Origin of the sequence: Streptomyces sp. NPDC058470 (genome assembly GCF_042721055.1) — a bacterium.
Classification (GTDB): domain Bacteria; phylum Actinomycetota; class Actinomycetes; order Streptomycetales; family Streptomycetaceae; genus Streptomyces.
Map to the genome: position 1 here is coordinate 1 of NZ_JBHXMF010000045.1, position 12,537 is coordinate 12,537.

At 68.6% G+C, this 12,537-nt stretch carries 11 protein-coding genes; 1 reads left to right on the forward strand and 10 read right to left on the reverse strand.

From position 1 onward, the window contains the following. Positions 1–138: 138 nt before the first annotated feature. From pssA to ACFWP7_RS29170, 9 genes are all read right to left on the reverse strand, one after another. Complete coding sequence (gene pssA, locus ACFWP7_RS29130) at positions 139–957, reverse strand: CDP-diacylglycerol--serine O-phosphatidyltransferase (RefSeq protein WP_384387248.1); 819 nt, start codon at positions 955–957, stop codon at positions 139–141. Between the two features lie 28 nt (positions 958–985). After that, positions 986–1,642 (reverse strand): phosphatidylserine decarboxylase, encoded by a 657-nt coding sequence (locus ACFWP7_RS29135; protein ID WP_369232125.1) that lies wholly within the window; start codon positions 1,640–1,642, stop codon positions 986–988. Positions 1,643–1,815: 173 nt separating this feature from the next. Beyond that, positions 1,816–3,021: an acyl-CoA dehydrogenase family protein gene (locus ACFWP7_RS29140; protein ID WP_384387071.1), complete on the reverse strand. Its 1,206-nt coding sequence runs from the start codon at positions 3,019–3,021 to the stop codon at positions 1,816–1,818. 2 nt (positions 3,022–3,023) lie between these two features. Then, positions 3,024–3,536, reverse strand: coding sequence for a MaoC family dehydratase (locus ACFWP7_RS29145; RefSeq protein ID WP_384387073.1), 513 nt, complete (start codon positions 3,534–3,536; stop codon positions 3,024–3,026). Between the two features lie 5 nt (positions 3,537–3,541). Beyond that, positions 3,542–4,513 (reverse strand): HpcH/HpaI aldolase/citrate lyase family protein, encoded by a 972-nt coding sequence (locus ACFWP7_RS29150; protein WP_384387076.1) that lies wholly within the window; start codon positions 4,511–4,513, stop codon positions 3,542–3,544. Beyond that, positions 4,510–6,537 (reverse strand): protein meaA, encoded by a 2,028-nt coding sequence (locus tag ACFWP7_RS29155; protein WP_384387079.1) that lies wholly within the window; start codon positions 6,535–6,537, stop codon positions 4,510–4,512. Before ACFWP7_RS29155 ends, ACFWP7_RS29150 begins: the two co-directional genes overlap by 4 nt. A gap of 10 nt (positions 6,538–6,547) precedes the next feature. After that, positions 6,548–7,885 (reverse strand): crotonyl-CoA carboxylase/reductase, encoded by a 1,338-nt coding sequence (ccrA, locus tag ACFWP7_RS29160; RefSeq protein ID WP_384387081.1) that lies wholly within the window; start codon positions 7,883–7,885, stop codon positions 6,548–6,550. A 398-nt stretch (positions 7,886–8,283) separates the two neighbouring features. Further along, entirely contained in the window at positions 8,284–9,099 is an 816-nt protein-coding gene (locus ACFWP7_RS29165; protein WP_384387084.1) for a TetR family transcriptional regulator, read from the reverse strand. 136 nt (positions 9,100–9,235) lie between these two features. After that, positions 9,236–11,044, reverse strand: coding sequence for a 3-hydroxyacyl-CoA dehydrogenase family protein (locus ACFWP7_RS29170; protein ID WP_384387087.1), 1,809 nt, complete (start codon positions 11,042–11,044; stop codon positions 9,236–9,238). 360 nt (positions 11,045–11,404) lie between these two features. Here ACFWP7_RS29170 and ACFWP7_RS29175 point away from each other — a divergent pair, with 360 nt between their 5' ends. After that, the gene (locus ACFWP7_RS29175; RefSeq protein ID WP_384387089.1) at positions 11,405–11,977 is read left to right on the forward strand and encodes an adenylosuccinate lyase; all 573 of its coding nucleotides are present in this window, start codon (positions 11,405–11,407) and stop codon (positions 11,975–11,977) included. A gap of 1 nt (position 11,978) precedes the next feature. On the opposite strand, the gene ACFWP7_RS29180 is transcribed toward ACFWP7_RS29175, so the two are convergent. After that, on the reverse strand, positions 11,979–12,518 hold the full coding sequence (locus ACFWP7_RS29180) for a GNAT family N-acetyltransferase (protein ID WP_384387092.1): 540 nt from the start codon (positions 12,516–12,518) through the stop codon (positions 11,979–11,981). Positions 12,519–12,537 lie beyond the last annotated feature (19 nt).

Here is a 12,537-nt window from a genome sequence, read left to right on the forward strand (position 1 = left end):
TCTGGGGCGGAGCCCCAGGAACAAGGGACGGGTAGGGGCGGAGGGGGCGAAAAACACCGCATCCAACCCCAACGTCACCCAAGCCGAAGTGCCCCGAACCATATGGTTCGGGGCACTTCGGTCACGTACAAGCGCGAACTACGGCAGCTGGGCCGCGCGTGCCTCACGCCGGTTGTCCCGGAAGTTGTTCACCCGGCGGGCCGTGGCGAAGAGCGGGATCACCGCGCCGGTCACCAGCTGCAGCGCACAGCCGGTCTGGAGCAGCAGCTGACCTCCGGGGGCGTCGAAGGCCCAGGCGGCGAGCAGGCCCATGGAGACCACGATCCAGGAGAGCATCGCCACCGCGAGGGGCCCCCGCGGCTTCGGGTACTCGACCCGGCTCACCATCAGCCAGGCGATGCCGAGGATCGCCATGAGCGTGGCGACGAACGGCAGCTCCAACAGGACGATGGAGACCACGGTGAGCGCCCCGAAGGGCGACGGCATGCCCTGGAACGTGCCGTCCTTGACCGTGACGCAGGAGAAGCGCGCGAGTCTCAGTACGACCGCGAGGAGGACCACGATGGCCCCCACCGCCGCCACCCGCTGGTGCGCGTCGTCCGCGACCATGCCGTAGACCAGCACGAAGTACGCCGGAGCGAGTCCGAAGCTGATCAGGTCGGACAGGTTGTCCAGCTCCGCGCCCATGGGGGAGGAGCGCAGCTTGCGGGCCACCAGGCCGTCGAAGAGGTCGAAGACCGCCGCGCACAGCATGAGGATGACGGCAGTGGCGGCACTGTGCCGCGCCATGCCGGTCTCCTGGCTGCCCGTGAGGTGCGGGATCAGGATGCCGGTGGTGGTGAAGTACACCGCCATGAAGCCGCAGGTCGCGTTGCCCAGGGTGAGGGTGTCCGCTATTGAGAGGCGGAGGGAGAGGGGCATCTCCTCCTCGTCGTCCGCCTCGTCGGCCTCCGGCACCCAGCCGCTGCGGGCCTGCGTCTCGGGATCAATCACGGTCAATTCGAGTCACCCCAGCCACGGTCTTCTGACCGACCTCCACGTCCACCTCGACACCCTCGGGGAGGTAGATGTCGACGCGCGAGCCGAACCGGATCAGACCGATCCGCTCGCCCTGCTCGACCTTCGTACCCTGAGGGATGTAGGGAACGATACGGCGGGCGACCGCGCCGGCGATCTGGATCATCTCGATGTCACCGAGCTCGGTGTCGAAGTGCCAGACGACGCGCTCGTTGTTCTCGCTCTCCTTGTTGAACGCCGGAACGAACCCACCGGGGATGTGCTCGACCGACGTCACCGTGCCGGAGAGGGGCGCGCGGTTGACGTGGACGTTCAGCGGGCTCATGAAGATCGCGACGCGGGTGCGTCCGTCCTTCCAGGGCATGATGCTCTGCACCACACCGTCGGCGGGCGAGATGACCCGGCCCTGGGTGATCTCGCGCTCGGGGTCCCGGAAGAACCACAGCATGCCCGCCGCGAGCGCGGTGGCGGGCACGGCCACGGCCTTGGCGGCGCCGGAGCGGCGCGCGCGTACCAGGCTGAGTGCTGCGGTGGCGACGGTCGGGAGAAGCCACGGCGATGCTCCGCGCGCGAGGCGTACGCCTGCCAGGCTGTCGCGAGGTGCAGAGGTTTGGCTGTGGGGCATGGATGACCTTCGTAGCGGATGATGCCGCGCTCTGAAAACGGGGGACGGCGGCTTTCCCGGGATCGTACCGGTCGCGGGCCACAACTGAGCAAGCCAGGAAGCCGAGTCGGCGGCTGAAGAGTGCTGACGGGGTGTGATGTTCTTCTCGAAGGAAACACCCCTAACCGGGACATCTATCCCTGCAGTCGGTACTCTTCGAGCAGCCTGCGCCCGATGATCATTTTCTGGATCTCGGCGGTACCTTCACCGATCAGCAGCATCGGTGCCTCGCGGTAGAGGCGCTCGATCTCGTACTCCTTGGAGAAGCCGTAACCGCCGTGGATCCGGAAGGCGTCCTCTACTACTTCCTTGCAGTACTCGGAGGCGAGGTACTTCGCCATCCCTGCTTCGAGGTCGTTTCGTTCGCCCGAGTCCTTTTTGCGTGCTGCGTTCACCATCATCGCATGGGCGGCCTCGACCTTGGTAGCCATCTCGGCCAGCTTGAACTGGATCGCCTGGTGCTGGGCGATCGGCTTGCCGAAAGTGTGACGCTGCTGTGCATAGGAGACACCCAGCTCGAACGCACGTTGTGCGACGCCACAGCCACGCGCTGCCACGTTGACGCGCCCCACCTCGACGCCGTCCATCATTTGGTAAAACCCTCGGCCGGTGGTCCCCCCGAGCACGCGATTGGCCGGAATGCGCAGTCCGTCCATGATGAGCTCAGTGGTGTCGACACCCTTGTAACCCATCTTGTCGATCTTCCCGGGGATGGTGAGGCCGGGGCGGACCTCTCCGAAGCCGGGCTCCTTCTCCACCAGGAAGGTCGTCATCGACTTGTGGGCCGGAGTGCCCTCAGGGTGTCCTTCGTCACTCTTCACGAGGACGGCCACCAGGTTCGAGGTGCCGCCGTTCGTCAGCCACATCTTCTGACCGTTCAGGACGTACTCGTCGCCGTCCTTGACCGCTTTCGACGTGATCGCCGACACGTCCGAGCCAAGCGCCGGCTCGGACATGGAGAACGCGCCGCGCACCTCGCCGAGCGCCATGCGCGGCAGGAAGTGGTCCTTCTGCTCCTGCGTGCCGTGCTGCTTGAGCATGTAGGCCACGATGAAGTGGGTGTTGATGATGCCGGAGACCGACATCCAGCCGCGGGCGATCTCCTCGACGCACAGTGCGTACGTCAGGAGGGACTCGCCCAGACCTCCGTACTCCTCGGGGATCATCAGCCCGAAGAGGCCCAACTCCTTGAGGCCGTCGACGATCTGCTGCGGGTACTCGTCGCGGTGCTCCAGCTCGGTCGCGACCGGGATGATCTCCTTGTCCACGAAGTCCCGGACGGTGGAGAGGATTTCCTGCTGGATGTCGGTGAGACCGGCGGTCTGGGCGAGTCGCGCCATGGCTACTTCTCCTGCTCCTTGAGCTGGGGGCGGCCGGGCTGCTCGCCGCCGCGCTCCTTGATGTACGTCTCGGTGGGGACCATCACCTTGCGGCGGAACACACAGACCAGCGTGCCGTCCTGCTTGTAGCCCTTGGTCTCGACGTGGACGATTCCGCGGTCGTTCTTCGACTTCGAGGGCGTCTTGTCCAGGACCGTCGTCTCGCCGTAGATCGTGTCGCCGTGGAAGGTCGGCGCCACGTGCTTCAGCGACTCGACCTCCAGGTTGGCGATCGCCTTGCCGGACACGTCCGGCACCGACATGCCGAGCAGGAGCGAGTAGACGTAGTTCCCGACGACGACGTTCTTCCCGAAGTCGGTCGTGTTCTCCGCGTAGTTGCTGTCCATGTGGAGCGGGTGGTGGTTCATGGTCAGCAGACAGAAGAGGTGGTCGTCGTACTCCGTGACCGTCTTTCCGGGCCAGTGCTTGTAGACCGCGCCGACCTCGAACTCCTCGTAGGTGCGTCCGAACTGCATGGCGCTCAGGCCTCCGGGGCTTCGAACTTGGACGTGCGCTGCATACCGGCTGCCCGGCCCTTGCCCGAGATGACGAGCGCCATCTTGCGGCTGGCCTCGTCGATCATCTCGTCGCCGAGCATCGCGGAGCCCTTCTTGCCGCCCGCCTCGGACGTGCAGTACTCGTAGGCGTCCAGGATCAGTTCGGCGTGGTCGAAGTCCTCCTGGGAGGGCGAGAAGATCTCGTTCGACGCCTCGACCTGGCCCGGGTGCAGCACCCACTTGCCGTCGAAGCCGAGGGCGGCGGCGCGCTGCGCGACCTCGCGGTAGCCGTCCACGTTGCGGATCTGCAGGTACGGGCCGTCGATCGCCTGGAGGTCGTACGTGCGGGCCGCCATCAGGATCTTCATCAGGATGTAGTGGTAGGCGTCCGCGCCGTAGCCTGGCGGCTGTTCGCCCACGACCAGGGTTTTCATGTTGATCGACGCCATGAAGTCGGCCGGGCCGAAGATGATGGTCTCGGTGCGCGGCGAGGCAGCCGCGATCTCGTTGACGTTGACCAGGCCCTTGGCGTTCTCGATCTGCGCCTCGATGCCGATCCTGCCGACCTCGAAGCCCATCGTCTTCTCGATCTGCGTCAGCAGGAGATCGAGCGCGACGACCTGCTGGGCGTCCTGGACCTTCGGCAGCATGATGCAGTCGAGGTTCGGCCCCGCACCCTCGACGACCGTGACGACATCGCGGTACGTCCACTCGGTCGTCCAGTCGTTGACGCGCACGACCCTCGTCTTGCCGGTCCAGTCGCCCTCGTTGAGGAACTTGACGATGGTGTGCCGCGCCTCGGGCTTGGCGAGCGGCGCGCACGCGTCCTCCAGGTCCAGGAAGACCTGGTCCGCGGGGAGGCCCTGGGCCTTCTCCAGGAAGCGGGGGTTGCTTCCCGGCACCGCGAGGCAGGAGCGTCGCGGGCGGAGCCGGTTCACGGGGGCGGGGCTGGTCATGCGGGGACCTCCAAGGGGTCGAGCTTGTTCGCTTTGCGGATCTCGTCGACGATACGGCCGATGATTCCGGTGATGTCGAAGTCCTTCGGGGTGAAGACCGCGGCCACTCCCGCGGCCCGCAGCAGTTGGGCGTCGGCGTTCGGGATGATCCCGCCGGCGATCACCGGGATGTCGCCCGCACCGGCCTCACGCAGCCGCTCCAGTACGTCGGGCACCAGCTGGGCGTGCGAGCCGGACAGGATCGACAGGCCGACGCCGTGCACGTCCTCGGCGACGGCCGCGGCCACGATCTCCTCGGGGGTGAGCCGGATGCCCTGGTAGACCACCTCGAACCCGGCGTCGCGGGCCCGTACGGCGATCTGCTCGGCGCCGTTGGAGTGCCCGTCGAGGCCCGGCTTGCCCACCAGGAAGCGGAGCTTGCCGACCCCGAGGTCGCGGGCGGTCGTCTCGACCTTGCGGCGCACCAGCGCCATCGCGGTGCCCTCCTCGGCGGTGACCGCGACGGGCGCGGACGAGACCCCGGTGGGGGCGCGGAACTCGCCGAACACCTCGCGCAGGGCCCCGGACCACTCGCCGGTCGTGACGCCGGCGCGGGCGCACTCCAGGGTGGCCTCCATGAGGTTGTCGGTGCCCTTCGCGGCAGCCTTCAGCCGCTCCAGCGCCTTGCACGGGCGCGGGTGGTTGAACGGCGGCTGATAGCGGGTGTCACGCCAGTTCTGGAGCGCGCCGACCACCCGTGCCTCGACCGCCGGGTCGACCGTATGGATCGCCCCGTCCAGATCGGCCGTGAGCGGGTTCGGCTCGGTCGTCTCGAAGATGTTGACGCCGACGATCTTGTCGGTGCCGCCCTCGATACGGGCCCGGCGCTCGGCGTGCGAGGAGACGAGCTGCGACTTCAGATAGCCCGACTCGACGGCGGCCATCGCGCCGCCCATCTCCTCGATGCGGTCCATCTCGGCGAGCGAATCCTCCACCAGGGAGGCCACCTTGGCCTCGATGACGTGCGAGCCCTCGAAGATGTCCGCGTACTCCAGCAGGTCGCTCTCGTAGGCCAGCACCTGCTGCATGCGCAGCGACCACTGCTGGTCCCAGGGCCGGGGCAGGCCCAAGGCCTCGTTCCAGGCGGGCAGTTGCACGGCACGCGCGCGTGCGTCCTTCGAGAGCGTCACGGCCAGCATCTCCAGCACGATCCGCTGGATGTTGTTCTCCGGCTGGGCCTCGGTCAGGCCGAGGGAGTTGACCTGGACGCCGTACCGGAAGCGCCGCTGCTTGGCGTCCTCGATGCCGTACCGCTCGCGGGTGATCTTGTCCCAGATCCGTCCGAACGCCCGCATCTTGCACATCTCCTCGATGAAGCGGACGCCCGCGTTCACGAAGAAGGAGATACGCGCGACGACATCGCCCTTGCGCTCCTCGGCGATCTGCCCGGACGCGAACACCGCGTCCAGTACGGCGATCGCGGTGGACATCGCGTACGCGATCTCCTGGACCGGGGTGGCACCCGCCTCCTGGAGGTGGTAGCTGCAGATGTTGATCGGGTTCCACTTGGGGATGTGGTTCACCGTGTAGGTGATCATGTCCGTCGTCAGCCGCAGCGAGGGCACCGGCGGGAAGACGTGCGTCCCCCGCGACAGGTACTCCTTCACGATGTCGTTCTGCGTCGTCCCCTGGAGCTGGGTGATGTCCGCGCCCTGCTCCTCGGCGACGACCTGGTAGAGCGCCAGCAGCCACATGGCGGTGGCGTTGATGGTCATCGAGGTGTTCATCTGCTCCAGCGGGATGTCCTGGAACAGCCGGCGCATGTCACCGAGGTGCGAGACCGGCACGCCGACCCGGCCGACCTCGCCGCGGGCGAGGATGTGGTCGGGGTCGTACCCGGTCTGCGTCGGCAGATCGAAGGCCACCGAGAGACCCGTCTGCCCCTTGGCGAGGTTGCGCCGGTACAGCTCGTTGGACGCCTCGGCGGTGGAGTGACCGGCGTACGTCCGCATGAGCCACGGCCGGTCCTTCTGGCGCTCAGTCATCTACGTGACCTCAGACGTTCCGGAAGCGGTTGATGGCGTCGATGTGCTGGGCGCGCTTGTCCTCGTCGCGGACGCCCAGGCCCTCGCGGGGTGCGAGTGCCAGGACTCCGACCTTGCCCTGATGGAGGTTGCGGTGCACGTCGTAGGCGGCCTGGCCGGTCTCCTCCAGGGAGTACACCCGGGAGAGCGTCGGGTGGATCTTGCCCTTGGCGACGAGCCGGTTGGCCTCCCAGGCCTCGCGGTAGTTGGCGAAGTGCGAGCCGACGATCTTCTTCAGGGACATCCACAGGTAGCGGTTGTCGTACTCGTGGTTGTACCCGGAGGTCGAGGCGCAGGTGACGATGGTGCCGCCCTTGCGGGTGACGTAGACGCTCGCGCCGAAGGTCTCGCGGCCGGGGTGTTCGAAGACGATGTCCACGTCCTCGCCGCCGGTCAGCTCGCGGATCCGCTTGCCGAAGCGCTTCCACTCCTTGGGGTCCTGGTGGTGCTCGTCCTTCCAGAAGCGGTAGTCCTCGGCGTTGCGGTCGATGATCGCCTCGGCGCCCATCGCCCGGCAGATGTCCGCCTTCTGGGGGCTGCTCACGACGCAGATGGGGTTGGCGCCGCCGGCGAGCGCGAACTGCGTGGCGTACGAGCCGAGTCCGCCGCTCGCGCCCCAGATCAGGACGTTGTCGCCCTGCTTCATGCCGGCGCCGTTGCGGGAGACCAGCTGGCGGTACGCGGTGGAGTTCACCAGGCCCGGGGCGGCGGCCTCCTCCCAGCTCAGGTGGTCCGGCTTCGGCATCAGCTGGTTGGACTTGACGAGCGCGATCTCGGCGAGACCGCCGAAGTTGGTCTCGAAGCCCCAGATGCGCTGCTCGGGGTCGAGCATCGTGTCGTTGTGGCCATCCGACGATTCCAGCTCGACGGACAGACAGTGTGCGACGACCTCGTCGCCGGGCCGCCAGGCGTTCACGCCGGGGCCGGTGCGCAGCACGACGCCCGCGAGGTCGGAGCCGATGATGTGGTACGGCAGGTCGTGCCGCTTGGTGAGCTCGCTGAGCCTGCCGTAGCGCTCCAGGAACCCGAAGGTCGCCATCGGTTCGAAGATCGAGGTCCACACCGAGTTGTAGTTGACGGAGGAGGCCATCACGGCCACCAGGGCCTCGCCCGGGCCGAGTTCGGGCACCGGCACATCGTCCAGGTGGATCGACTTGCGGGGATCCTTGTCGCGGGTCTCGAGACCGGCGAACATCTCCGTCTCGTCCTTGTGCACGGTGATCGCGCGGTACGAGTCAGGGAGCGGCAGAGCGGCGAAGTCGGCGGACGTGGCCGTCTGCGACTGAATCGCGTCCAGGATTTCCTTCACGGTGTTGCCTCCGGCGACTGGCGTCTCGAGGGAAGACGCTGAGGGTTACGTCGGTGCTGCTGCTGGGTGCGAGGGGTGTGCCGTCGGTTCGGCGGAGGTGGTGCGGTGGCAGCGCCGGGTGGGCGCAGGAAGTTGCCTGTGACGCAGGCGTCCGGGCGCGCTCGCCAGTGGCTTGCGGGGACAGCCGACGTACGAAAGGTCTCTGCACGCCGGCCGCCCGGACTCCTTCAACGTATGGCACGCCGTGTCACCTGACAAGGCACGGAGTGCCATAAGTTGCGCTCAGGTGAAATCTTTACGTAACACGTGAGCGATGATCGATCAGGTGAGGGTCTGGAGAGGGTACAAAAACGCCGGACGCGTCCAAATCGGACGCGTCCGGCGAATCGGTGGGTGCCTTACCTTGACCGCTCCCTGAGAGCCTGCTCGATGGTCCGCATGACCTGGTCCAGCGGGGCATCGACCCGGGCGACGGTCACCAGGACGTCCCCCTCCGTGAAGGCGGACGCCGTGGCCACCTGGGGCGCGAGGTCGCGCCCCGCGCCGATCCCGGTCCCGAAGGTCTTCCGCACGATCGAGAAGGCGTGGTCGAGCTGGGACTCGACATCGCCCTGCGCCCCCGCCCGGAGCCAGCGCCGCAGCACATGGTTGTGTGCGGTGACGACCGCGGACGCGGCGACCTCCGCGAGCAGTGGGTCGTCGTTGGCGTCGTCGTCGTGCGCGTGCTCGTCGAAGTGGCCCAGCAGATAGCGGGTGAACAGTCGCTCGTAGCGGGCCACGGACGCGATCTCGGCCTCGCGCAGCGTCGGCACCTCGCGGGTGAGCTTGTAGCGCGAGACGGAGATCTCGGGCTGGGCCGCGTACATCTTCATGACTTCCTTGATGCCGCGGCACACCGTGTCGAGTGGGTGCTCGTGCGCGGGAGCCGCGTTCAGCACGGCCTCGGCCCGGATCAGGGTGTCGTCGTGGTCGGGAAAGATCGCCTCTTCCTTGGAACGGAAGTGGCGGAAGAACGTGCGACGCGCGACCCCGGCCTGAGCCGCGATCTCGTCGACAGTGGTCGCCTCGTATCCCTTGGTCGCGAACAGCTCCATGGCCGCGGCCGCCAGCTCGCGACGCATCTTGAGCCGCTGGGCCGCCGCGCGACTGCCCGCGGCACTCTCCGGCGCGTCGGACGTGGCAGGTGTACGTGAGGACTTGGCGGGCTGGGACATGCCCCGAACGTACTGCATCGGTGCAGGAGAGTGCGCATGTCCGGGTCTCCCCCCGCCCTCCGTGGGCGGGGGGTTTCCGGTCGGGCCGAACAGGCCGCCCCAGCGGGCGCCGCCTTCGAACCGGTCGCCCGCTCGCTCAGCGCCGGGCGGCATACTCGCGGAAGCCGCGGCCCGTCTTGCGGCCGAGGCAGCCCGCGGCCACCAGATGCTCCAGGAGCGGCGCCGGGGCGAGCCCCGGGTCGCGGAACTCGAGGTGCAGGACCTTCTCGATGGCCAGCGAGACATCGAGCCCGACCACGTCCAGGAGCTCGAAGGGGCCCATGGGGTATCCCCCGCCGAGCTTCATCGCGGCGTCGATGTCGTCGAGCGTCGCGTAGTGCTCCTGGACCATCTTGATCGCGTTGTTCAGGTACGGGAACAGCAGCGCGTTCACGATGAATCCGGCCCGGTCCCCGCAGTCCACCGGATGCTTGCGGATCTTCGCGCAGACCTCGCGCACGGTGGCGTGCACGTCGTCCGCGGTCAGGACGGTGCGCACGACCTCGACGAGCTTCATCGCCGGGGCCGGGTTGAAGAAGTGCATGCCGATGACGTCCGCCGGGCGCGAGGTGGCGCGGGCGCAGGCGACGACGGGCAGCGAGGACGTGGTGGTGGCGAGGATCGCGCCGGGCTTGCAGACCTTGTCGAACGTCGCGAACAGCTGTTGCTTGATCTCCAGGTCCTCGGCGACCGCCTCCAGCGCGAGATCGACGTCCTCGAAGGCGTCGTACGAGCCCGCCGGGGTGATCCGGTCCAGCGTCTGAACCGCCGCCTCGGCCGTCAGCCGCCCCTTGTCGACGGAGCGCGAAAGCGACTTGCCGATACGGGCCTTGGCGGCCTGTGCCTTCTCCTCGCTGCGGGCAGCGAGGACGACCTCGTACCCGGCCTTCGCGAAGACCTCGGCGATGCCGGACGCCATGGTGCCGGAGCCTGCGACACCGACCGAGTGGACGGTGCGGCCGGGGGCCAGGGCGACGCCTTCGAGGGGAGTCAGGGCGTCCCGCACGACGGCCGCGCTGCCGGGAGCCTCGTACGAGTAGAAGCCGCGCCCCGACTTCCGGCCGGTCAGGCCCGCCTCGCTGAGCTGCTTGAGGAGGGGCGCGGGCGCGTGCAGCCGGTCGTGCGACTCGGCGTACATGGCCTCAAGGACCGTCCGAGCGGTGTCGACGCCGATCAGGTCGAGCAGTGCCAGTGGGCCCATCGGCAGCCCGCAGCCGAGCTTCATCGCGGCGTCGATGTCCTCGCGGGAGGCGTACTTGGCCTCGTACATCGCGGCGGCCTGGTTGAGATAGCCGAACAGCAGTCCGTCCGCGACGAACCCGGGGCGGTCGCCGACCGCGACGGGCTCCTTGCCGAGCTCGATGGCCAGGTCGGTGACCGCGGCGACGGCCGCCGGCGCGGTCAGCACCGAGGAGACGACCTCGACGAGCTTCATCGCGGGCGCCGGGTTGAAGAAGTGCAGGCCAAGGACGCGCTCTGGGTGGGCCGAGTCGGCGGCGAGGCGGGTCACGGACAGCGCGTTCGTGCCGGTGGCCAGGATCGTTCCCGGACGCACGATGCCGTCCAGCGCGCGGAACACCTGCTGCTTGATGTCGTACGACTCCGGAGTCACCTCGATGACCAGGTCGGCGTCGGCCGCGGCGGCCAGGTCGCTGGACGTGCGGAAGTGCGACAGGACGTCGTCGCGCTCCTGCTCGGTGAGCCGCTCGCGGCGCACGGCGCGTGCGGTGGAGGCTTCGAGCGCCGTGACCGCCTGGGCGGCGGCGGCCTCGCTGATGTCGATGCCGATGACGTCGCGGCCGGCGCGGGCCAGGACTTCGGCGATGCCGGTGCCCATCGTGCCGAGGCCGATGACGGCGACGGTGTTCAGCGGGGACGGAGAGGTGTCGGAAAGGGGAGTGGCCATCGCGGGACTCCAGGGAGAGGGTGACGACTGAGGACCGCACGCGGGGACGCCGACAGGCGCACACGGTGCGGGAGTTGGTGCGGGTGATGCCGGGCTGACGAGCGCACACGCCCGGTGCCGTCCCTGGGCGAAGCACATGAGCCCAGCGAGCGGTGAAGCCGACCGGCTCTGTCCCGGAGCCATGTCGCACTGAAGTACCGAACCGACTGCTTTCACGGCGGCTGCGTCACCAGGCCACCGTGAACAGAACGCGAGTGGGTAACTCGCTCGTCTGAGCTTAACCCGCCAGTAACGAGCGCGCCAGCCCCGAGTTTGTGATGTACGTCCCCGCACCTCAAGGGTTTGCCTAGGCTCGGCGTCATGGACGAAGAGTTGCGATCACTCACGGAGCGTTTACGGAGCGAGGCCGGGGCTTCGGCGACGTACGACCGCCTCGTGGCGACCGAGGACCTGGACGAGCTGGCCGCCGCGCTCACCGAGCCCGGGCAGCCGCTGTGGGCACGGGAGTTGGTCGCCTTCCGGCTCGGGGTCGCCGGGGACCGGCGGGCCTTCGAGGCGCTCGTCCTGCTGCTCAACCACCGCGAGCCGGAGCGCTGCGTCTCCGCCGCGTACGCCCTGGCCCGGCTCGGCGACCCACGCACCGCACGAGCGGCGGCCGCGCTCGCCACCAATGAGATGCGCGTCGCCTACGCCCTGCACCCCGTACGCCTGCTGGCCGAGCTCCGCGCCCCCGAGGCCGCGCCCGCGCTGATCGCCACGCTGGAACGCAGACTGCACCCGCACGACCCCTACCGCAGGGTCGCCCTCGCCTGCGTGGAGGGGCTGGGCGCACTCGGCGACATACGCGCGAGGCCGGTCCTCAACGAGGCGCTGGCGCATCCGGCGCTCGCGGAGGCGGCGGTGCGGGCGCTGGCGCGGTTGCCGAAGGCGTAGGTCAACGGCTCTCGGCATCGGTGAGTGCGCGTAGGTAGCGAACCTCGGGCACCGCGACACCATCGGCGTCGAAGGGTTCCTCGGCCCCGTCGGGGATGAACCCGGCCCGCTCGTAGAAGCGGCGGGCCGGGGTGTTCTCCTTGAGCACCCACAGCAGCATCCGCTCGTACCCGGCGGCAGCACACCGCATGGTCGACTCCCTCAGCAGCGCGCCCCCCACCCCGCCGCCGACCCGGTCGGGATGGACGTAGATCGCGTACAACTCGGCGTCCTCTGTGCGGACTTCGCCGTCCCGGTACGGCCCGTGGCAGACCCAGCCGACCACCTCGGCGTCCTGCTCCGCGACCAGGTTCACGACCTCGGTGCCGGGCCGCCCGAAGCGCTCGCGCCGCCGCGCCGCGTCATCGGCCACGCTGAGGGCGTCGAGGTAGGGCTGCGGTATCAGCCCCTTGTACGCGGTCTCCCAGCCACGGATGCGGATCTCGGAGACGCGGGGGCAGTCGGCGAGGGTCATCTCGCGGATGGTGGTGGGGTCGCTCATGGCGGGACCCTAGGCGTCG